The organism is Arcobacter suis CECT 7833, from assembly GCF_003544815.1.
GTDB classification, from domain to species: Bacteria; Campylobacterota; Campylobacteria; order Campylobacterales; family Arcobacteraceae; genus Aliarcobacter; species Aliarcobacter suis.
The window spans coordinates 1756450-1778670 of the sequence record NZ_CP032100.1; the positions used below are offsets into that span (position 1 = coordinate 1756450).

Sequence of the window (22221 nt, forward strand, 5' to 3'; positions counted from 1 at the left end):
TTCATCTTCCTAAATAAGTTAAAATTTTAATCATTAATTCATTTTTCATAAATTGTTTTTTTAAATAATCTTCATCCTCAATATTTTCAGAAGAAATCACAATCTTTTTTAGCTCATTTTCTTTACAATAATCTAAAAAATCAAATATATCTAAATTCGAATTATCTTCATCAATTATTACCAAATCATATTTCTCTTTTAATATATCATAAGCTTCTTGAAATGTTTTGCAATAAGTTAAAATAAGATTTTCTTTTCGTAAAAGAACTGCAATTGGGAAAAAAGCTAAATAATCACTATTTATTATCAAAATTCTTTCATCTTTTTTTATAACATCATTTTTTTCAATAGAAGAATCTTCCATATCAAATAAAACAATATCTTCAATAATAATATCCTTATCATTAGATGAGATAGAAACTTTATCATCAGATATATTTTTGATATTTGTTTTTTTAGGTAAAATCAATTCAAAGGTACTTCCTTTCCCTAAAGTACTAAAAGCTTTTATATCTCCACCTAATAATGAAGCTAGTTCTTTAGAAATTGCTAAACCAAGTCCTGTTCCACCATATTTTCTAGTTGTACTTCCATCAGCTTGTTTAAATCTTTCAAAAATATAATCTATTTTTTCTTTCGCTATTCCAATACCTTCATCAATAACTTTTATAGTAATATCATTTGCATTTTCTTCTAAAATAATTTCTATAATTCCACTATCTGTAAATTTTATTGCATTACTCATCAAATTCTTTACAATTTGTTTAATTCTATTAGAATCTGATAATAAAAATAATTCATGGATATTTGAATTATAATTCAAAATTAATCCTTTTTCATTAGCCAAAGGTTGCATATCCAAAACTAAATTTTCAACTAATTCAAATAGATTTATTTTAGATAAACTAATAGATAATTCTCCTGCTTCTATTTTTGAAATATCTAATATATCATTAATAAGAATCAATAAATCATTCCCGCAACTATTAATAATTTTCATATTCTTTATTTGTTCTTCATCCAATTTCTGATTTCTATTTTTTGCCATTATTGAAGATATAACAATAATAGAATTTAATGGAGTTTTTAATTCATGGGACATATTTGCTAAAAAATTACTTTTATATTTGTCAGATTCTATTAGTTGTTTTTGTTGTTCTTTTAATTCATTGGTCAAATGATTTAACATTTTATTTTTACTTTTCATTTTTTGAACATTCAAACAAGCATCAATACTAATATTTAGTTTTACAATTAAATCTTGAAACATTGAGATAATAAACTCTAGTTTTGTATCATTTTTTTCAAAAATTATAAAAAACACACCTTTTTGTAAAGGTAAAAGTAAAACTATTTTATCTTCACAATAATCAAAAGTTCTAACACCCGACAAATCTTTTATTTGTTCTTGAAATACTGTTTCATCGAGTTCTAAACTATCATCAGAAGCTAAATATCTATATAATTTATTATTTTCGTCTATTAAATAAAAAAAACCTTTTATTGCATTTGTTTCTTCTACAAAAGTTGTTAGTACTTCTTTTATCATAGTATTTAAATCTAAACTATTACCTATTGAACTATGACATTTATAAGTCAAAGCTAAATGTTCCATAAACATATATTCAACCTTTGAAGGATTAAAATAATTTTAAAATCCTAAAAATAATAGCATAAATAGGATTCTTAGTAAAGAAAATAAAATATAAAGATAATTTCACAATTTAGCTAACTTTAATTATTAAAAGTATATAATTCCGTCCACTTAAATTAATGGGGTATCGCCAAGCGGTAAGGCAACGGTTTTTGGTACCGTCACTCGAAGGTTCGAATCCTTCTACCCCATCCATTAGTTTAAGTAAAATTTTCAACGGTGAGGTTGGAGAGTGGTCAAATCCTGCGGACTGTAAATCCGCCGCCTACGGCTTCGAAGGTTCAAATCCTTCTCTCACCACCACTTTTCAAAAGTAATAATGGCTCGATAGCTCAGTCGGTAGAGCAAAGGATTGAAAATCCTTGTGTCGACAGTTCGATTCTGTCTCGAGCCACCATTTCTTTTGAAATCTTTATATACACATGTGCGAGTGTGGCGGAATAGGTAGACGCGCGGGACTTAAAATCCCGTTCCGGTTTCGGAGTGTGAGTTCGATTCTCACCATTCGCACCACGTTGTGTTCAAACCCACATTATATGGCTTTCCAAATTTAAAAACTATCAACTGTGATAAAATTGTACGTTTAATAATATTTATAAAATCAATTTAATTTTTCAAAGATTGTACATTTATTTCTAATGCTTGGAATATATTTTGAATATTTCTCAAGAGTAACTCTAGGATTTTTATGTCCTAATACTTTAGATATCCAAATAACATCTTCTCCATTTTGTAAGTTAATAGAACAAAAAGTATGCCTAGTATAATAAACTGTTCTAAAATCAACACCTGATTTTTTTAATACCTTTTTCCATAACCCTGCTCTAATATTTTTAGCATCAAAATAATGTCTTCCATCATGATTTAAAAATACATAGGATTTTTCTTTTGAAGTTAATTCATACTGATTTTTCAGATATGGCAACAAAGGAGTAAAAATTGGAATTATTCTATAACTGGAAAAAGTTTTAGGAGTACCCTCTATTCCTCTTCCAATTGTTCTATTAATTTTTATTTCATTTTTTTCAAAATCTATATCAATCCATTTAAGACCAATTAACTCACCTGTTCTCATACCAGTCATAAATAAAGTAGCAATAATATTCTTATCTTGCCCATTTGCTGAATCTAAAATCTTTTGTATTTCATCTAATGAAAAAGGTTTAATTTCTTTTTCTTGATGTATAGGAAGTGGTCTTGATTTTGATACGGGATTTGAAACTATAATTTCATCTCTAATTGCATCTTCAATAATAGTACCAAATATCTTTTTTATATCATTTACTCTTCTTGATGATAATTTCAATTCATTATATAGTCTATTTTTCCAAATATTTATTTCACTTACTCTTATTTTATCAAGTGTTCTATTTCCAAAAATTGGTTTGATATGCTTATTATAAATATTTTGATAATCTGTATTCGTTGTTATCTTTCGTTCATGTCTATGTGATTCAAAAGAAACTTTAGAATACTCATTTAATGTGGGAACAATAGTTTTTTCAAAGAACTCTCCACTATGAACTTTTAAAATCAATTGTGGAATTATTTGTGTTGTTGCTATTTTTCTATTAGCTTTATTGTCTTCTAGATTTAGAGATTTTCGTATATATTTACCCTCTAAACTAAAATTCATCCAAAGTTTATTACCTCTTGAGTAAAGTTTTGGTTGCGTCATATTAATCATGTTTTCTCCTTAGAAAAAACACCATAAAATAGCTCACTTCTAGCGGTAACCATTTTACATAAAATTATATTAAATCTTTCAAGATATTATCAACAATCTCTTTTGGATTTATTTGTAAATAAGATGTTTTAACCCAATTATCCAACTCTAATTTATCAAACAACACCCTACCCACCTTTTTAAAATAATGTTTACCCTCTATAAAATGACTATCTTTTAATTTGTGTATATGGTCTTTTGAGTAACCAATATAAATTGAAGCCTCTTTAACATTAAGCCACCTCTTCTCACTAGAAATCTTATTTTCTAGACTTTCCAATTTTTCTAATATGGTGTCTATCTTTTTTAAATTTTCAAATGATATATCCATTGTTTTATTTTCCTTTCACTGTATAAGCGAGGGAATAAATCCCTCAAAAAATCTGTATATACTTTTCAAAAAAGTATCAAAAATTTTGTTTTAAATTAAAACTGCATTGCTTCTTTATTTGAAATATCAAGCAGTAAATTCCTCTTTTTAGCTTCTTTATAAGCCACAGTATAAATTTGATTATCTCTTGCTGTAAGATGTTGTTTCTCAGAAGTTTTATCAAGATAAACCAATAATTCATAATCAGATAAATTAGCAACTGTTTCAGTTCTAAGAGGTTTAATTAACTCTCCATTATTTAGTAATCTAAAATTCTCTTTTTTATTTGTATTTTGGTTGATAACATCAACTTCAATATAATCTTTTTTTAGCTCTTTTTGAGTAGTTGTTTTTTTCAAAGATTCTTTTGCTTTAAAATATAGTTCATTTAAAAAATCAATATCCAAAGTTAGATTATTTATATATGCTTTTCTAATTAGTGATATATATTCATATTCAAATTTATTTTCATCATAAACGGATATTTTTCTTTTTAATCTTTCCAATGGAAAATCAATTTGCAAAAAATCTTTTAAATCATATTCACTTTTTATCTCTTCCCATAGAGGATGAGTATCTGCTTGATATTTATTATTTATCAATCTTTCATTTGATACTGAATCAATATCTAGTAATCTAATATCATCCATAGCACTTTGAAAAAGATTTTTAGCATTACATAATAAATCATCTATTGTATTTATGTTGTATTGTTTTAAATGACCTCTATTCATTTGAAACTCAATATTAAAAATTGTTTGTTCTAAATCAAAGTCATTATTTAAAAAGTATTCATTCATAATTTCAAACTTTTTAGATTTTTTTAGTTCTAGTGATTTATTATAAAGTCTTAATTTAAAAGGCTCTTTTCCAACATATAAAGTTTGTGTTGTATTTGCATTACCAATTTCATTAATAGTTGAATATTGTCTTTTTCTAGTGCTAAACATATCTTTTTTAACAAATGAAAAATCATATTGTATAAAGCAGTTTAAATCTGCTCTTGTTATTGGTATATAATCACTTATAACTTCTTTTAGAGAGTCTTTGAGTAATTCAATAATAGAACTAATACCAAAAGTATAAATACCATTTCCTTGAAGCTGTACTCTAATATCATTTAATCCTCTGTTTTTATATTTATCTTTAAATCCAATTCTAAAAAATTCATTTGAATCTTTAAACCAATAAAAGCCCTCTTGTTTTCCAAGATAAGATAATTGAATATCATTTATTGAAATTGTTAAATCTTTGTTCTCAAACTCAATATCTCTCTTTTCAAACTTACCTTTTAACTCTTCTAATTGGTCTAATATTTCTAAAAATAAATCATCATAGTTTTCATTGGTTTCAAAGAAGAAATAAAGTGAATCAATACCAAATACTTTTTTTATTTCACTCATCTTTTCTCCTTTTGAGTGTTTTAGTACGGGGTATTACTATATACCCCGAAATCTTGTCACGAAAAAAGAACATTTTCAGAGTTGCCTCTGAAAACTTTTCTTTTCTCTTAGACACCATAGAAACTAAATTGTTTTGAAATGATTCCTACTTCTACAGAAACCTCTTTTGAAATCTTGTCTGTATAAAGATTGATTTTTTCATCTGGAATGGAAATAGTTTGTAAATCTTTAACTAATGTTCCATTTGCTCTTTTACTTTCTACTAAAATTTGTAATTTAGCTTTTACAGGAGTAGCTAAAGTTTCTCCTTGTTTTTTGTAAGTTGTAGCTGGAATAATATTTAAAAGTAAACCTTTTAAAGTAATCATTTTTTATCCTTTATGGATTTATCTATTTTTATAATTATTAAAATAGAAAGTTTAGTAAACGTCTTTACTGTTATATAAATTTATATGACTTTGTTTGTCAATTGATAGGGGAAGTTTAATGGAATTATTTAATGAATTAAAGTGGAATATTTTGGATTCTTGCGAAAAAGTTCCACTGGATATTTATGTAGAAATTGGATATGAGGTTTTTTTAATATTAATTCAAATAACTTATCAAATTCATTATTATCAAAATCTTTTTGTTCTTTTATTGATAACTCTTTTAGAATATTTGTTTTAATAAACTTTTTTTCATTTGTATCATACTGAGAATCTTTTTTTGCTCCAAATATAGGCATAAATTTTATTGAAGAACGGAAATATATAGTTCTATTAAATTCTTCATCATTTGGTTTATAATTATAAAGATTTACCATTATTTGTGTTACATACTCTTTCGCTTTTGTATCTTTTATTTTTAAAAAAAATTTTAATTCACTATGTAGTAAAATTGATAAGCTTTTTAATATATCATTCTCTCCAGTTCTTTGAATTAATTTTGATTCTAAAAAAGTCAATACTTTTAATTGCAATTCGTCATTTTCTTTATTTATAAAATTACATCTTTCTAAATCAATTAATGTAAACATATGTAAATAAAATTTAACAATTTTTGGATTTTCAGCATAAATATGATTAAACCACCAATTTAATCTATGTTCACCTCTCTCAATAATAGGAGTTCTTGCATTAACAATCATACTTTTATGTCTTTTTTCTTCTCTTTTAATTTCTCTTTTGTCAGATTGAATGAAAGCAAAATATTTTTTTGGATAGCTTTTTTCAGAAATAAAATCTAAAAGCTGATTTGTATTATCAATTAAGAATATTATTTTATATAGTTCTTGTAGGATTATTTTATTGTCTAATTCTATAATTTTATCATCTTTGAGAATATCAATAAATATATCTTTTACTTTATTGAAAAAGTTAGGATTTAATGTTTTATGATAATCTGCATACAGATCAATTGTGTTGTCAATATAGTAAGAAGACTTTTTTAACCCAGTTGGAATTATAAATCTTTGTTCATATAAATCTAGTATATAATCATCTGATATTGAATTTAATAAATCATGTATAAAATTGACTTTTGTTTTCATATTAAAACTACTTGAAAGAGTTTATTCTTGTAATTTTAATCAATAATTTTAATAGAAAAGGCATATTTTTTATTTATATTATTTTCATCTTCTCTAAAAGTAACATTTTTACCCTCTAAATTAAAAAGTTCAATATCTGTTTGATATGTTTTTAAATTTGCGAGAACAAATGTATATTCTTCATTAGTAAGATCAGTTTTTATAACACCAAACTTTTTTGTTACATTAAAAAACTTTATATTACCTTTTTTAATTTTAGTTTCATTGATTTGTTCTTTTAGTGATTCAATTCTCATCTGAAATCTTCTATCAAAAGTTAATTTTTCTGCTTTATATAAATAATCTAGTATGATCTCTTTTTCTTCAAGATTATGTTTAAATAAATAATTTGCAAGAAAAAGGTAACTTTCTATTGCAATAAGATTAGAAAGAGGTTTTCTTCCATCATTTGAATATACAATTTCTGTTGCTTCAATCAAATATTCTTTTCCTTTTTTAAAATCACCTGTTATTATTAAATTGATACCAATATCTTTTAAGATTCTTTTTTCTAAAACTAAATTTTTTTCATCATATTGAATACTTTTATTTGCTTTTTTTATAACTTCAAGAGATTTTATTAAATTTTTTATTCCATTTTCAAAATCTTTACAATCAAAATATTTTTCTGACCATCTTTTATAGTTATCTGATTGGTAATAAAGTGTTATATTAATATGTTTATAATTTATATAATCACCATTTTGTTTTAATGAAATTTCAAATTTTTCATTTGCTTTTTCATATTTTTCATTAAAAGATAATGCTCTCCCTAATTCATTATATACAGATAAAAATTCAGGATTTAGTTCTTCAACTTTTATTAAATGAATAATAGCATCTTCAATTCTATTTTGTTTCCTTAAAAAAACACCATAGGCAAAATGATTTCTATAATTTGAAGCATCAAGGTGGCAAGCTTTTAAATAATATTTTTCAGCTTCTTCAATATGTCCACGACCAAATACAAATCTTCCATATTCAGAATATAAATAGGATAACTTGGGTGAAATACTAATTGCTGTTTCAAAAGAATTTATTGCTTGCTTATAATCACCAACTTTTATATAGTTTTTAGCTGTTCTTACATGATTAAATGCAATTTTATCTTCTTCAGTTTCAATCCCAAACATAGTTAATGAATGATGAAATTCACTTTGAGATTTTTCTGTATTTTCAATATGAAGACTTAATTCACAATATTTAGTTTGTAACTCTCTTTGTAATATTTTTTCACTATCTAATTTATTTTGTACAAATCCTCTTGTTAATAGAAGCATTTGATAATAGGTATTAATAGATTCTTTCTCTTCTTTTATTTCAGGATAAACAAAAGAAGTTATTATTAATTCTTCCAATGAGTCATCAACAATTTGAGAATTAAGACTTGTCAAATGTTGTATTAAATGTTTCGAAATTCCTTTATCCCCAAATACAACCATACTATATAAACATTTTTTCGAGTCTTTAGATAATAAGTTAAAAATATCATTAAATACGAATTGTGAAATTTCACTATCTCCTTCATATATTTCTGCAAATGCTTTATTTATATCCATACCTAAACATATTTTACCTATAGACCATTTAATTAATAATGGATATGAACTTACACTTTTGATAAAAGACTCTATACTTTTTTGTGAAAGCTTTAATAAATCATTCATATTTCTTTCCTTAGAAATAATTCTAAATAATTTAACTGCATCTGTTATTAAAAAATCGGGTAAAGGATAACGTCGCTCAATCTCACCTAATCCTTTTCTACTAGTGATTAAAATTTGTGAAGGACGAGGTACATTTTTTATAAATTCAATAATATCAGTATTTGTTATTGTTTCTAAATTATCTATAATTAAAAGACACTTTGTTTTGAGAAAAATTTCATATATTGCAACTTCATAATTATTTTCATTCATGTTATTTTTTTCAAAAACACTGTAAGTTTCATTGTTTAATATTTTTAATATATCCTTTAAGATAGACAGATAATCTGATATTTGACTTTCTATGGAAACTATGCCATTTTCTGATGTTAATTTATCTTCTTTAGCACTAAACCAAATAATACTTGAATAAGGATTGATATTTTCAGACATTATGCTGTATGCAATTTTTAATGCAAGAGCTGTTTTACCTAATCCTCCTGCTCCTGTAATACTTATAATTCTATCTTGATTACTATATAATAGTTTCTTTATTTTTAATATTTCTTGTCTTCTTCCTACAAATCCACCATCTAAATCATAATCTTCAATTGGTAAATTATTAATACACTTAGAATTTTCAAAAAATGTAGTTGGTATTTCAATATCTGATTTATATCCACCTCTTTTAATATATTGAATTAAATTATTAGCATATGTACCTTTACATATTGTACATATTAATTCAATCAAAATTTCAAAATCATATATTGTATAATTTGCTTTTGCATGAGCAATTTTTCGTCTATGTTCATTTACTTCATCCATCATTGAAATAAAAGCACTTTTTTCTAGGTCATAACCAAACAATTCATGCATATCTACAAAAATATCTTTTTGTATAATTATTTCTTTCAAGCACCATAAGTATAATTCATCAAAATATAATTCAATATTTTCTGATTTAAGTTCTTTACCTTCTTTTTCTAAGCTATCTATTACACCCAATGGTATAGCTGTCAACCATTGAAGACCAAATTTAGGTATAAGTATTTTATGTATAATGTAACCTCTAATTAGTGGTTCAAAATTATTTATTAGTAAGTCATATCCATGTTTTCTTAATTTTTTATCATTATCTATCATTTATATCCTAATTAATTATGTAAAGTATGTTTATATTGTAACAAAATAATTCATATTAAAATTATAAATACGCCATAAAAAGTAAAATATTTAACTCTATCAATTTTGAGTCATTTAATTTTAAAAAATATTTAAAAAATCTAATTTCCTATTATTATTTAGTTGTTTATAAAAGATTGTTCAAAACAGTAACTAAAAACAACTATACTTAAATAAAAATATAGATTCTTATTTTTACATAAACTCATTTTAATGGTGTTTTATGGTTTTTAAAATCTCATTTAAAAATCTCACTATTTGAACTAGAAGTTCAGAATTTATTATTTATGTATTAAGTTAAATTATTAAAATCGTTCTCCATAATTTTTAGAATTTACTCTAAACATGTGATAATTTAGTGATAATCATACCCTTGTTTTTAAAATATGAATCCAAAATTAATTTTCTAGAAGTGGCTTTTTATAGTGTATTTATAGTTATTTGTAATGTCTTTTAGACAATCTCACCATTCGCACCACTGTAAAATAATCCCTATTTTATAGTATTTCTAATCACAAAATTTTAAAACTATTCAAAAATTGTACCAACTAAAATAATATTAAAATCAAGTCATAATTATTATAGTTTCGATAGCATAACTAGAATGAATGGAACATGGTATTTAGGAGCAGCTACAATATCAAACATTTTACATGTTACACCTGCAAAATTTAAAATATCATCTTTTGTATATTCATGATCATATGCATTATTAAGTAACTCTAAAGTCTTTTGTGATACTACTTCTAAATCATCACAATTAACAATATCTTCATCAAGTGTTTTAACAAATTTACATGCATGAGGAAATGTGTCAAGTAGCTCTTTTAACTCTTGTTCTTCAATGCCTTCTAAAAGTTGTGAGTACTTATGAAAAAAATCGCTTATCTCCTGAAATTTACAAACCATATGATTCCTTTGTGTTTATTTTTTAATATACAAAAAGTGTACCATATATTTTGGCTTCTCAAATGTAGGAATAATGGATAATAAGCTTTATATTTTATATATTATTCATCTTTATCAGATAAATTCAAAACTATTTTAAATTGAGCACCTTTATATTTTTTATCATTATAAACGAACTCATTATTTTTAACAGAAATTTGTCCATTTAAATGTTTTGTTATAATTTCTTCAGTCATATAAAGCCCTATTCCAGTACCTTGTGATTTATGTTTCGTAGTAAAATAAGGTTCAAATATTTTATTAAGATATTCTTCTTTTATTCCACCTGCATTATCTTTTATTACAATATTTACTTCATCTTTATTATTCTTATAAACATTCACAAATATATATTTTTCTTCTTCTACTGGCTTTTTAACTAATTCATCCCTTGAATTATTCAATATATTTATCAAAGCTTGTATTAACTCATTTTCATAACTATATAACTCTAAATCTTCTATATTTTTTATTATCGTAATATCTTTTGAACTAAGTTGCGCAGAAATTAAATCTAAAGTAATTGTGAATGTATTTTTTAATAAAAAAGTTGTTTTTTCTCTATTTGGACTAAAAAAGTTTCTAAAATCATCTATTGTTTTAGAAAGATATTGGGCTGAATTATTTATTTTTTTAGAAGCTTCAAAGAAAAATTCATCAGTCAAGATTCCTAACTCTTTTTGTAATACCATCCCACTTGATGCTGTTGTAATAGTTGATAATGGTTGTCTCCATTGATGTGCAATATTTCCTATCATTTCACCCATTGCTGCCATTTTTGATTGTTGATGTAAAATTGTTTGTTGTTTATTTAACTCTTTTTTATATTGATTAAATTTATTTTCTAAAAAAGCTGAAACATATTTTGAAATTATTAACAAAATAACTATTAAAACTATTCCAATTATTAAAATATTTTTAATATAATTTTCATACTTTTCATCTAGTCGTTTTTTAATTTCTATAATCTCAGAAGTTACATCATCTTCATAAAAACCAGTTCCAATTATCCATTTCCATGCATCATAACCTTTTATATAAGATGTTTTTTTTGTTGGAAAATTTGAATTAGGTTTTTGATCTTGAATATAAGTGTGATAACCATCTCCACTTTTCCCAACTGCTAATAATTCTGTTGAGATTTTATCTATATCTTTTACACCAAAAATTTCTTCTGCTTTTTTGCCAATAAAACTTTTATTAAAATGATTTAAATAAACCTTATCATAATTCATAACAAAAATATATCCTGCATTAGCAAATTTAATTAAACTGATATAATCTAAAGCTTTTTGTTGTATTTCTTTTTCAAAATCATCAAAATATTCACCAGTTCCAATAGCAATATTTAACGGCTCAAAATACTTATAAAATGATATTTTTCTTGCTATTTCTTTATTTGTATTTGGTTTATACCAATAATATTCATCAAATCTTTCAGTTTTATCTTTTATTGTGTTCACTATTGCTTCAAATAATTTATAACCTTTGGGATCACTATAACTTAAAAAATTCTTACCTTCAATTGAAGTGTCAACAGGATGAGATAATTTATTTCCATAAACATCATCCATGAAAAAATATCCTCGTCCATTATTGAATCTAATATTATTTAAAGAAACTTTTATTAATTGAAAAATTTCTTCTTTACTTTTTGTATCTTTGTATTTTTCATAAATACCAGTAGCAATAGCATGAGCTTCATAAACTCTACTTTTAACACTCTTTTTTAATTCAATTTCTGTAGTTTTTTGAAGATGCTCGATAAATTCATATACTCTATTAACTTCTTCTTTTATAAGCTCTTTGTTTTTAAGCATATATTTTTGTTCAATATCTTTTTTTTCTTGATTAAATGTACTTTTATTTTCAAAATATAAAAATAATATAACGCAAAGTGAAATAATAATTACAAATATAGAAGGAGTAAATTTTATTATTTTTAAAAATTGTTTTTCTTTTTGAACTCTCATATTTATTACTTATCTTTAATTTAGTGGGAAATCATTATAGCAGTTTTTATTCTAAATAGAAACTTATTAATTATTATTTAATACTTTTATCTTATATTGTATAAAAGTATTCCTTAGCTATAATGAACTTTTAAAAAATATAAATAAGGATAATTATGTCAAAAATAGGAATACTAGTAGCAAGTTCAAATAATAATTTAAAATTAGGATTGAAACTTCAAGAACTTGCACAAAATTTAGGTCATGAAGTAGAATTGATTAACTTAGTAGATTTAAGACTACCACTTTATAGTACAGTTGAAGAACAAGAAAATGGAATTCCAGAAAGTGCTTTAGATTTAGCAACTACAATATTAACGTTAAAAGCTTTTATTGTAGTTGCTCCTGAATATAATGGAGTAATGCCACCTGTTCTAAATAATGCAATGGCTTGGACTTCAAGAGCTACAAAAGATTGGAGAGATGCTTTTAATGAAAAAATAGTTGGACTTGCTACTCACAGTGGTGGCGGTGGAGCAAAAGGACTTCAAGCAATGAGAATTATGTTTCAACATTTAGGTGCAAATATTCTTGCAAGAGAAATATTAACAACTTATGAAAAACCTTTAAATGAAGAATCTGCTATTTCAATGATTAACAATCTTGTAAAATTATCAATTGCTTAGGGAAATCCTAAGCAATAGTTAAAATTTCAACTTTTGGTTCACCTATATAGTATCCTTGAGCATAATCCACACCCAACTCTTTTACTTTATCAAATATCTCTTTTGACGATACAAATTCAGCTATTGTTTTAAATCCTTGTCTTTTTGCAAAATCAATTATTGTTATTACTATTTCTTGGTTATTTTTATTTACTAATATATCTTTTATTAAAGAGCCATCAATTTTTATATAATCAGCATTTAATTTTATTAAATATTCAAAATTTGAATATCCTGAACCAAAATCATCAATAGCAATCTTACAACCTAACTCTTTTACCTTATCAATAAAATTATTAATCTCTTCAAAATTATCAATTCCTTCTGATTCAACTATTTCAAAAACAACTTTTGAAGCAAGATTGTGTTCTTTTAATTTTTCAATAATAAAAGAAGAAACCTCATGATTTTTAATATCTTTTATCGTTAAATTAACAGAAAATTCAAAATCTTTATCTTTAAAATATTCAAATGATTTTCTAATAATTCTTTTTGTTAGTTTTAAATATTGTTTAGATTTTTTAGAAATTTCAAGAAAATAATAAGGAGATATAACAGAACCATCTTCTTTAATAAGTCTCATTAATGATTCATATTTCTCAATTTTGTTTGTTTCTAAATTATAAATAGCTTGATAATAAGGAACTATTCTATCTTCTTCCAATGCTTTTTTAATTTTAAGTGTCCAAAAAATATTTTTTTCGTAAATTTTTTCTAATTCTAAAGATTTATCATAAATCGTTACATTTTTATTTGTTTTTGAATATTTCTTTATCATATTTGCAGTTTCAATTAAATTTTCTTTATCTTCAAAAGAAATATTGTAAGTTGTTTGAATATAAAGTTCTTTATAATTTATTTTAATTGGTTTTGATGAAATATTTTCAGATATTTGTTTAATATTTTTTAGAAAATTTTCTTTACTTTCATTATCAACCAGTACAGCAAATTCATCTGAATAAACCCTATATAAAATATAATTACTATTGGGAAGTTGTTCTTTTATTGTTTTTGCAATGATTTTTAATACTTTATCTCCCACAGCATGTCCATAAAAATCATTTATTTCACTAAATCTATTTATATCTAAAAGTGCTAAATAAGGCTTAGATGCTAAAGAAATATCTTCTAATAGTTTATATCTATTTCCTTTTTTTGTTAAAAGATCTTCCCTTAAATTTTTTTCCAACTCTTTTGATTTATGAACTAACTCTGTAATTTCATGTCTAATTGCTATATATTCTATAATTTCATTATTTTCATCTAAAATAGGCATTATTGTGCTATTAACATAATAAAAATCCCCATTTTTCTTTTTATTTTTTAAAACACCTTGCCAAATCTTTTTACTTTTAATTGTTTCCCAAAGCTTTTCAAATATTTTTTTTGAATCTTCACCTTTTAGTAAACTATGTGGTTTATTTATAACTTCTTCTTTTGTATATAAAGTAACTTCACAAAATTTATCATTTACATAAGTTATATTGCCTTTTAAATCACTAATAGAAACTATATTACTTTCATCTATTGCATTTTTGTATTGTCTTAAAATATGATTTTCAATTTTTAGTTTTTTATTCTTTTTTTTTATTTTTATTAAAATATACAATATAAAAATAATTGAAGAAATGTAAAAAATAGTTATGAATAGAAAAAAATTCAATTATTTTCCTTTAGATTAACTTTTTAAATATAAAAAAGTTTATTATTTTAACATAAAATTACTAATTTTATATTCCTAAATAAATAGTTATTTTTTATACATTTTTGTTCCTAATATGTAACTATTTTATGTAATCATTTTATATGAAAGAAAAAGTATATGTCCTAGACACAAACATCATCTTACAAAACCTTCAAAATCTCTACAAAATTTCCGACAATAAAACTAACCACATCGTAGTACCTGAAACTGTACTTCTTGAATTAGAGGATAAAAAGAAGTTAGTTAATGAACTTGGGTATTATTCAAGAGAGTTTGCAAGACTATTAGCAAAGATGAAAATAAAAGAGGTTGATTATAAACTTGGCTTTAAAGTTGTGAAACTTTTTAATGATGAATTAAATCTTGATATTATTTCAAAAGACAAATACGACACTGTAATTGAGCAAATTCATATCTCTGAATCAAATGATAAAAGAATTATTGAAGTAGCCTCAATCGCCCAAGAATACTACAAAGGTTGTCAAACAATCTTTTTATCTTTAGATGTATATGCTAGAACTTTTGCTCTTTTTAAAGGTATAAAAACAGAAACTTTACATGATGATAAATCAACAGTTCCTAGATTTAATTTTGTAAAATCTATTGAGTTTGATTCATCTTTATTTAATAGTTTAGAAAATAAAGATATTACTTTAATAGATGAAAATTATGAGCCTGAAAACTTTGCTTATAGTTTTGAAAGCAATGATGGAAATATTGAATATGCAATTATTCATGATAAAAGAATTGATGTTTTAAAAGAGAATGATTTTAAAGCATTAAATGTAAAACCTGTAAATTTAAAACAAAAACTGTTCACAAAAGCAATTTTATCAAATATGTATGATTTACTTGTAATTGATGCAAAAGCTGGAAGTGGAAAAACTTTGATGTCAGTTGTGAGTGCCATGAGATTAATTGATTTAGGTTTATATGACAAAATTGTTTATGTTAGAAACTCTATTGAATCGTTGGATAAAGGCGCTGATATTGGATATTTATCAGGAAATGATGAGAAGTTTAGAATCTATAATATGGCTTTGAGTGATACTTTAGAGTTCATCGCAAAAAAACATCTAAAAAAGAGTGAAAATAGAGAAAATCAAGAATCAATAGAATCAAAAATTGATGAATTAAAATCAAAATATTGTATAGAAACTCTTTGGCCAGGAGAAGCTAGAGGAAGGACTTTATCAGCATCTATTGTGATAATGGATGAATGGCAAAATTCTAGTGAAAAAACAACCCAACTAATACTTTCAAGACTTGATGAAAGTTGTATGGCAATTGTAATTGGTTCAAATAGACAAATTGATAATTTGTATTTAAATAAATACAACAATGGTTTAACAACCCTTTTAAAACAAACAAATGAATTTCATCCTGAACTTAAAATGTTTGCAATTGAATTAGAAAAAGCAGTTAGAGGTAAATTTGCTCAGTTTACAGAGAGAATTTTTGAAAATAGAAAAGATTAATTATAAATTGATTTAAAATAAAAAATAGAATGAAATGTTCTATTTTTTATTACATTTACTTTCACCAGAACATCCACATCCAGCATTTTTTCCAAAAGTTTTTTTATACATAAATAATAAAGCTACTAAAACAATCGCATATATTACATAATCGTCCTTTTTGATAATAATTATTAGTATGTTATAGTAGTTAGAATTAAACTAAAATTAATTTATATATTCTTTTAAATTAAGCAATAATACAAAAGAAGAGAATTATAATATGTAACAATACAATTAAGGAATATCCCATACAAAATCGATTAATTAACGACACTATATATAATCACATAGAGTACACAAAACTTGAAGATAAAATTCTTCAAACAAAAATAGTAAATAGATTACAATTTATAACACAAAATGCTTTGGCTTATTTTTCATATCCATCAATTACAACAAAAAGATTTATTCATAGTTTAGGAACTATGCATTTAGCCTCATTTATGTTTAAGAATGCACTACTTAATGCAGATAAAAGAACAAAAAATGATTTTTTATCAAGTTTGAAAAAAGTGATAGTTTTTATCATAAAAGAAGAAAATTTAAAAGTAAGTATTGATGATATGGAATATTTTGATAATAAAGCTTTATATCAATTTACAATTCCCACAAAATCAAAAGCTCAAAGAGCAACTTATACTATTTTTTTACAAACTTTACGAATAGTTGCCCTACTTCACGATGTTGGGCACCTGCCATTTTCACATCAAGTTGAATATGCCCTAAAAAAAGTTTATGACAAAATAAAACAAAAAGAGCAAAATCAAGAAAACCTTTGTGAAAAAGAACTTAAATTTAAAAATAATTATGAAGAGATTACAAATAACAGCAAAGAAGTTTTACACGAAGCTATTGGAGAAAATCTTTTAAAATTACTTTTTGATTATGAACTTGAAGAACTACTTGTAAAAACCCATGAAAAAGAGTATTTAAAACTAATCAAAAGATTATCAATTTTGATTTTAGAAGAACAAGTTTTTGAAGGTTTTGATTTTAAAGTTTTACATAATTTCATAGATAGTACAGTTGATGCTGATAGACTTGATTATATAAATCGTGATATGTTAGCAAGTGGTTATATAACAGGTCCAAATGACCATATTAGAATCACAAAACAAGCTGTTTTAGTTGAAAAAGATGAAAAGTTTTATCTAAGTTTTTTTGATATGAGTTTGATTGATATTGAACACATGCTTGAAATGAGATTTAATCTTTATAAAAAAGTAATTTTTAATCATGGAATTGCAAAAACAGATACTTTACTTGAAAATGTAGTTCAATATTTATCAGATAAATATTTTGAATCTGGCGATATAAATGAAAAAATTTCAAATAATATTTCTATGTTATGGAATTTTAAAAATCAAAATAAAACAAAAGAGCTTGATACTATTTCAATGCTTGATGAAAACTGGCTAATTTCCCTATTTAAAACAAAATATTTTGAAATCAAAGATAAAGAGATTCAAACTCCTGAAGATATAAAATATATGTATTGTTTTGAAGAGGTTTTATTTGGGAAAAGAAGATTTAGAAGCCCTTGGAAAAATCTAAATGAGTTTTACAAAGTACTTGATTTTACAACGGTTGAACGATACAAATTTAGGGAAAGTTTTGGATATATAACTGTAACTAACTTAAAAAAACTTCAAACTGCTTTGGATGAATTTATAAAAAAATATGAAGGGGACAGTGAAGATCTATTTTTCTCATACCAAATAGTTTCATTTAAACTAGGAATTGCTAAAGATTTTTATTTGTATGATGGGGAAGAACTTATAAATATTGATGAAATTTCAACTTTGAGAAAAAGATTAAAACACTCAATGAGAAATACTGTTCCATTTTATTTGTATTCAACTAAAAAATATTTAACTCAAGAGATGAAAACTGAACTTAGAAATATATTATTCGACATTTTTGAGGAATGAAACAAACCCTTATTTTGCTAGAATGAAAAATACCAATTCAAAGGATATATTTTGGATTTAACAAGCCTAAGAGCAAAATACACAACACGAGGTTTAGATATAAAAGATTTAAACCAAAACCCATTTTTACAGTTTGAACTTTGGTTTAAACAAGCCATGGAAGCGAAATTAACTGAGCCAAATGCTTTTAGTTTAGCAACAGTTGGAACTGATATGATGCCAAGTATTAGAACTGTATTACTTAAAATCTTTGATGAAAAAGGTTTTGTATTTTTTACAAATTATAAAAGTAATAAAGCAAAACAAATTGAAGAAAATCCAAAAGCAGCTGCACTTTTTACTTGGCTTGAACTGGAGCGGCAAGTAAAAATTGAAGGAAATATTGAAAAAATTTCAACAACTGAATCTTTGAAATATTTTCTTTCACGCCCAAAAGGAAGTCAAATTGGAGCTTGGGTTTCACACCAAAGTCAAGTTATAAGTTCAAGAAGTTTGCTTGAGCAAAAATTTGATGAAATAAGAAGAAAATTTGTAAAAGGGGAAGTTCCTTTTCCTGATTTTTGGGGTGGATATATTATTAAACCTACAAAAATAGAGTTCTGGCAAGGTGGACAAGATAGACTTCATGATAGATTTGTTTATGAACTTCAAAATGATAATTCATGGACTATTTCAAGACTTGCACCATAAATTAAATTTCAATTTGTAATATTTTTGAATGATTTTTTAAATTTTAAGTAAAATTCATCAAATATTTATTTGGAGTTTAAAATATGACCTTAGGAAAATGTCCATATTGTAAAGGCAATGTTCACGCTATTAAAAGTACAGCAAATGGGAAAAAAGTAAATCTTTACTCTTGTGAAAATGCAAAAAAAGAGTATGACGATAGTGAACAGTTTGTATTTACAGCTGATTCAACTTGTACTTTTAGAGTATATTCAAATGTATTTTTAAGATGGAATAAAAGAAGTTTTTCAAAATATGAGATGAAAAAATTATTAGAAGAGGAACAAGTAATCGTAAGACTTCATGGAAGAGCTGGAACGAGTGAATATTTTAAATATGTAATTACAGATAAAGAGTATGGAGTTTCTATTTTATGGGATGAAGAAGTAGAAGAGAAATTAATCTCTTCTTGAAGTTGTTTCTAATAAATGGAATCCAAAGTCTGTTTTTACTGGACCATGAACTACATTAATAGCTTCATTAAATACTACAGCATCAAACTCAGGAACCATTTGTCCTTGGAAAAAGTTTCCTAAATCTCCACCATTAGATCCAGATGGACATGAAGAATACTCTTTTGCTATATCTTCAAATTTTTCACCACTTGCTATTCTATTTTTTAATTCTAAACATAACTCTTCACTATCAACTAATAAATGTCTTGCCGTTGCACTTTTCATAATATTCCTTAGTAAATTTTATAGGGGCGCAATTCTAGCATAAAGAACTAATCAATGGCTTAATCAAAAAACTCTATTGCATTTTTACCTTGTTTTTTAGCTACATACATTGCAGTATCTGCTTGTTTTATAATATCTTTAACACTTACACTTGAATCGCTAAAAAGCGTAATTCCAATACTTGGAGTTGATACATTGATATGCCCTTCAATATGTGTAATTGCATTTAATGTATCTTTTATTTTTTCAGCAAGATTTGCAATATTTGTTTTTGCATCTTGTTTATTATTTCCAACATTATCAAGTAAAACAATAAACTCATCTCCACCAATTCGAGCAATGGTATCTTCATCTCTTATTACTTCTTTGATTTTCTTAGCTACCATAATAAGTAATGCATCACCAATATCATGTCCTAATGTGTCATTTACTTCTTTAAAGTTATCTAAGTCTATAAAAATTAATCCACCAACAATTTTATGTCTTACAACTTTTGTAATTGCATGTTCAATTCTATCAAGAAGTAATAATCTATTTGGAAGACCTGTTAAATTATCGTGAGTTGCTTGATATTCTAAAACTTTTTCTTTATCTTTTTGCTCACCAATATCTATATATTGTCCCAAGAAATGAGTAATTTTCCCACTATTATCTTTTATTGCTGTTATTGTACTTCTTAAAGGAAGAATTTCATCATTTGCTTTTTTATTATAAACTTCTCCACTCCAAAAACCTTTAACTTTCAGTTCATTCCATAAAGAATCACCAAAATTTTTATCTTGATGAACAGATTTAAAAATTCTTGGATTTTTTCCAACTATTTCATCTTTTGCATAACCCATTGTATTACAGAATGCTTGATTAACTTTTACAATATCACCAACATCATTTGTAATAATCATAGGTTCACTTGATTCAAAAGCATAAGAAGATAATCGTAATTCATCTTCTTGTTTTAATCTAATATCTTCGTAATCGATTTTTTCTAAACAGTGAGTTACATCATTAACTAATTTATCAAATAAAATTTCAACTTCTTGATCAAAAAATCCTATTTCATTTGAATAAATTGCTAAAGTTCCAATAACTTTATTAAATTTTTTTATTGGGAAACAGGCCATTGAATTAATATCTAAAATTTTTGCATCATCATAAAAAATAGAAATATTTTTATCTAAAAAATTATTAACTATAATATTTGTTTCCCATTTTATAGTTTTTGAAATGATATTTTCTTTGTTTTTATCATTATAAAAATGACTCTGAGTTAATAATTTTTGTTTTAATTCTCCATCTTCTGATATTATTTCTTCAGTTAATAAGTCATAAATAAAAGAAAATTGAATTTTATTACTTTCTGAAAGTAAATCGCAAATATTAGAAAATAATCTTTTTCTATCATTAATTTTTAATAAAAATTTATTTGCTTTATTCAATAATTCATAAACTTCTTTATGTTTTTGAACTTTATAAAAACTCTTTTGCTCATTAAAAATTATATTTCTTAAAACAAATAATAAACTAATCAAAGTTGCAAAAGAAACAAATAAGAAAATCAGACTTTTATGCTTTTCTAATTGGGCATCATCTTCAAACTTTGTTACATGCTTTTCTACTGAATAAACTAAATTTTTATAAATATTATTTAATGATTCTATATTTTCAGCAGATATATTTTCCCACTCTTCCAAAGTCAATTCAAAATGTGAAAAATTCTTATTTTTAATACCATTTCTTAAAATAAATATTTTATTAAAATACTCTTCATTAAGTTTAGAATTATATTTTTGAACTATTTCTAAATTTGTATTATTTAAAAATAAATCCTTATTTATTTCTTGTAATGAATAATTTTTCATAAGCATATTATAAAGTTTATCGTTTATTTTATTATTTATAAAATATGTGTTGATCATAGTTTTTTCAATATATGTTGATTCTTTAAAACTCAAAAAATATACTATATTTCTAAACTCATTATTAAAATCAAAAGCCAATTTTATAGGTTTTAGTAAAGACAATGAATCTAATAATAATTTATTAAATTGATTATATTCTTCAAAAACTTCATCTAATGTAGCATCGTATTTATCAATTCTTGTTCTTAATTGTATTAATTTATTTATTTCAGATTTTAACTGAGTAAATCTATTGTCTAAATTCAAATTTTCTATTGATTTATCAAAATTTTCGTAATTTTTAATAGATAATTCTCTACTTTTATCTAAAGAATTCTTTTTATCTTTTTTTAGAAGTTGTAATATAGTTAATTCTCTTTCAACTTGTAGTGAACTTATCAATTTTTCTGTATTTTTCAAGTATGTAAGATTGCTGTTAATTCGGTCAACTTCGTTAAATGATTGAATTTTTTCATAAACTAGAACCGAACTAAAGTATAAAATTCCTAAGGCAGGTAAAGTAAAAATTAAAATTATTTTAAGGAACAATGTATTTTTAAACAATATATTTCCTTTATA

At 24.2% G+C, this 22221-nt stretch carries 17 protein-coding genes and 4 tRNA genes; 9 read left to right on the forward strand and 12 right to left on the reverse strand.

The features are described 5' to 3' along the window. Nucleotide 1 precedes the first annotated feature (1 nt). Nucleotides 2-1621, reverse strand: coding sequence for a hybrid sensor histidine kinase/response regulator (locus ASUIS_RS09075; protein WP_118886740.1), 1620 nt, complete (start codon nucleotides 1619-1621; stop codon nucleotides 2-4). Between the two features lie 153 nt (nucleotides 1622-1774). Between ASUIS_RS09075 and ASUIS_RS09080 the strand changes: the two genes are divergently transcribed. From ASUIS_RS09080 to ASUIS_RS09095, 4 genes are all read left to right on the forward strand, one after another. Then, nucleotides 1775-1849, forward strand: a tRNA-Gln gene (locus ASUIS_RS09080). Between the two features lie 23 nt (nucleotides 1850-1872). Further along, a tRNA-Tyr gene (locus tag ASUIS_RS09085) sits at nucleotides 1873-1957 on the forward strand. An 18-nt stretch (nucleotides 1958-1975) separates the two neighbouring features. Then, nucleotides 1976-2051 (forward strand) — tRNA-Phe (locus ASUIS_RS09090). A gap of 29 nt (nucleotides 2052-2080) precedes the next feature. Further along, nucleotides 2081-2167, forward strand: a tRNA-Leu gene (locus tag ASUIS_RS09095). An 88-nt stretch (nucleotides 2168-2255) separates the two neighbouring features. Here ASUIS_RS09095 and ASUIS_RS09100 read toward each other — a convergent pair. The 8 genes from ASUIS_RS09100 to ASUIS_RS09135 form a co-directional block, all read right to left on the reverse strand. Continuing rightward, nucleotides 2256-3341: a tyrosine-type recombinase/integrase gene (locus ASUIS_RS09100; protein ID WP_118886741.1), complete on the reverse strand. Its 1086-nt coding sequence runs from the start codon at nucleotides 3339-3341 to the stop codon at nucleotides 2256-2258. A gap of 64 nt (nucleotides 3342-3405) precedes the next feature. Next, nucleotides 3406-3711, reverse strand: a complete 306-nt coding sequence (locus ASUIS_RS09105) for a DNA-binding protein (protein WP_118886742.1) — start codon at nucleotides 3709-3711, stop codon at nucleotides 3406-3408. 95 nt (nucleotides 3712-3806) lie between these two features. Further along, nucleotides 3807-5153, reverse strand: coding sequence for a hypothetical protein (locus tag ASUIS_RS09110; protein WP_118886743.1), 1347 nt, complete (start codon nucleotides 5151-5153; stop codon nucleotides 3807-3809). Nucleotides 5154-5260: 107 nt separating this feature from the next. Next, nucleotides 5261-5521, reverse strand: coding sequence for a hypothetical protein (locus tag ASUIS_RS09115; protein WP_118886744.1), 261 nt, complete (start codon nucleotides 5519-5521; stop codon nucleotides 5261-5263). A gap of 128 nt (nucleotides 5522-5649) precedes the next feature. Then, the gene (locus ASUIS_RS09120; protein ID WP_118886745.1) at nucleotides 5650-6684 is read right to left on the reverse strand and encodes a hypothetical protein; all 1035 of its coding nucleotides are present in this window, start codon (nucleotides 6682-6684) and stop codon (nucleotides 5650-5652) included. A 35-nt stretch (nucleotides 6685-6719) separates the two neighbouring features. Further along, nucleotides 6720-9515, reverse strand: coding sequence for a tetratricopeptide repeat protein (locus tag ASUIS_RS09125; protein WP_118886746.1), 2796 nt, complete (start codon nucleotides 9513-9515; stop codon nucleotides 6720-6722). Nucleotides 9516-10133: 618 nt separating this feature from the next. Further along, nucleotides 10134-10463, reverse strand: a complete 330-nt coding sequence (locus ASUIS_RS09130) for a hypothetical protein (RefSeq protein WP_118886747.1) — start codon at nucleotides 10461-10463, stop codon at nucleotides 10134-10136. A gap of 101 nt (nucleotides 10464-10564) precedes the next feature. Next, nucleotides 10565-12475, reverse strand: coding sequence for a sensor histidine kinase (locus ASUIS_RS09135; RefSeq protein ID WP_118886748.1), 1911 nt, complete (start codon nucleotides 12473-12475; stop codon nucleotides 10565-10567). A gap of 155 nt (nucleotides 12476-12630) precedes the next feature. Here ASUIS_RS09135 and ASUIS_RS09140 point away from each other — a divergent pair, with 155 nt between their 5' ends. After that, nucleotides 12631-13140, forward strand: coding sequence for an NADPH-dependent FMN reductase (locus ASUIS_RS09140; protein ID WP_118886749.1), 510 nt, complete (start codon nucleotides 12631-12633; stop codon nucleotides 13138-13140). Nucleotides 13141-13147: 7 nt separating this feature from the next. Here the strand turns inward: ASUIS_RS09140 and ASUIS_RS09145 are convergent, their stop codons facing one another. Continuing rightward, the gene (locus ASUIS_RS09145; RefSeq protein ID WP_226799884.1) at nucleotides 13148-14842 is read right to left on the reverse strand and encodes a bifunctional diguanylate cyclase/phosphodiesterase; all 1695 of its coding nucleotides are present in this window, start codon (nucleotides 14840-14842) and stop codon (nucleotides 13148-13150) included. Between the two features lie 143 nt (nucleotides 14843-14985). Here ASUIS_RS09145 and ASUIS_RS09150 point away from each other — a divergent pair, with 143 nt between their 5' ends. The 4 genes from ASUIS_RS09150 to ASUIS_RS09170 all read left to right on the forward strand — a co-directional run bounded on the left by ASUIS_RS09150 (nucleotide 14986) and on the right by ASUIS_RS09170 (nucleotide 19477). Beyond that, on the forward strand, nucleotides 14986-16362 hold the full coding sequence (locus tag ASUIS_RS09150; RefSeq protein WP_118886750.1) for a PhoH family protein: 1377 nt from the start codon (nucleotides 14986-14988) through the stop codon (nucleotides 16360-16362). 407 nt (nucleotides 16363-16769) lie between these two features. After that, nucleotides 16770-18335 carry an HD domain-containing protein gene (locus ASUIS_RS09160; RefSeq protein ID WP_226799885.1) on the forward strand — a complete coding sequence of 522 codons (1566 nt, stop codon included), beginning with the start codon at nucleotides 16770-16772 and terminating at the stop codon, nucleotides 18333-18335. 51 nt (nucleotides 18336-18386) lie between these two features. After that, nucleotides 18387-19025, forward strand: coding sequence for a pyridoxamine 5'-phosphate oxidase (gene pdxH, locus ASUIS_RS09165; RefSeq protein ID WP_118886752.1), 639 nt, complete (start codon nucleotides 18387-18389; stop codon nucleotides 19023-19025). A gap of 83 nt (nucleotides 19026-19108) precedes the next feature. Beyond that, nucleotides 19109-19477, forward strand: a complete 369-nt coding sequence (locus ASUIS_RS09170) for a hypothetical protein (protein WP_118886753.1) — start codon at nucleotides 19109-19111, stop codon at nucleotides 19475-19477. Here the strand turns inward: ASUIS_RS09170 and ASUIS_RS09175 are convergent. Both ASUIS_RS09175 and ASUIS_RS09180 read right to left on the reverse strand, forming a co-directional pair. Next, nucleotides 19463-19744: a peptidylprolyl isomerase gene (locus ASUIS_RS09175; RefSeq protein ID WP_108560208.1), complete on the reverse strand. Its 282-nt coding sequence runs from the start codon at nucleotides 19742-19744 to the stop codon at nucleotides 19463-19465. The genes ASUIS_RS09170 and ASUIS_RS09175 overlap by 15 nt on opposite strands. A 59-nt stretch (nucleotides 19745-19803) precedes the next feature. Further along, nucleotides 19804-22206, reverse strand: coding sequence for a diguanylate cyclase domain-containing protein (locus tag ASUIS_RS09180; protein WP_118886754.1), 2403 nt, complete (start codon nucleotides 22204-22206; stop codon nucleotides 19804-19806). Nucleotides 22207-22221 lie beyond the last annotated feature (15 nt).

What these genes read in the sequence shown, in the direction of transcription:
- ASUIS_RS09135 (WP_118886748.1), bottom strand. Translation starts at nt 12,475, where the DNA reads ATGAGAGTTCAAAAAGAAAAACAATTTTTAAAAATAATAAAATTTACT.
- ASUIS_RS09075 (WP_118886740.1), bottom strand. Translation starts at nt 1,621, where the DNA reads ATGTTTATGGAACATTTAGCTTTGACTTATAAATGTCATAGTTCAATA.
- ASUIS_RS09105 (WP_118886742.1), bottom strand. Translation starts at nt 3,711, where the DNA reads ATGGATATATCATTTGAAAATTTAAAAAAGATAGACACCATATTAGAA.
- ASUIS_RS09125 (WP_118886746.1), bottom strand. Translation starts at nt 9,515, where the DNA reads ATGATAGATAATGATAAAAAATTAAGAAAACATGGATATGACTTACTA.
- ASUIS_RS09115 (WP_118886744.1), bottom strand. Translation starts at nt 5,521, where the DNA reads ATGATTACTTTAAAAGGTTTACTTTTAAATATTATTCCAGCTACAACT.
- ASUIS_RS09170 (WP_118886753.1), top strand. Translation starts at nt 19,109, where the DNA reads ATGACCTTAGGAAAATGTCCATATTGTAAAGGCAATGTTCACGCTATT.
- ASUIS_RS09140 (WP_118886749.1), top strand. Translation starts at nt 12,631, where the DNA reads ATGTCAAAAATAGGAATACTAGTAGCAAGTTCAAATAATAATTTAAAA.
- ASUIS_RS09150 (WP_118886750.1), top strand. Translation starts at nt 14,986, where the DNA reads ATGAAAGAAAAAGTATATGTCCTAGACACAAACATCATCTTACAAAAC.
- ASUIS_RS09100 (WP_118886741.1), bottom strand. Translation starts at nt 3,341, where the DNA reads ATGATTAATATGACGCAACCAAAACTTTACTCAAGAGGTAATAAACTT.
- ASUIS_RS09130 (WP_118886747.1), bottom strand. Translation starts at nt 10,463, where the DNA reads ATGGTTTGTAAATTTCAGGAGATAAGCGATTTTTTTCATAAGTACTCA.
- ASUIS_RS09110 (WP_118886743.1), bottom strand. Translation starts at nt 5,153, where the DNA reads ATGAGTGAAATAAAAAAAGTATTTGGTATTGATTCACTTTATTTCTTC.
- ASUIS_RS09120 (WP_118886745.1), bottom strand. Translation starts at nt 6,684, where the DNA reads ATGAAAACAAAAGTCAATTTTATACATGATTTATTAAATTCAATATCA.
- ASUIS_RS09175 (WP_108560208.1), bottom strand. Translation starts at nt 19,744, where the DNA reads ATGAAAAGTGCAACGGCAAGACATTTATTAGTTGATAGTGAAGAGTTA.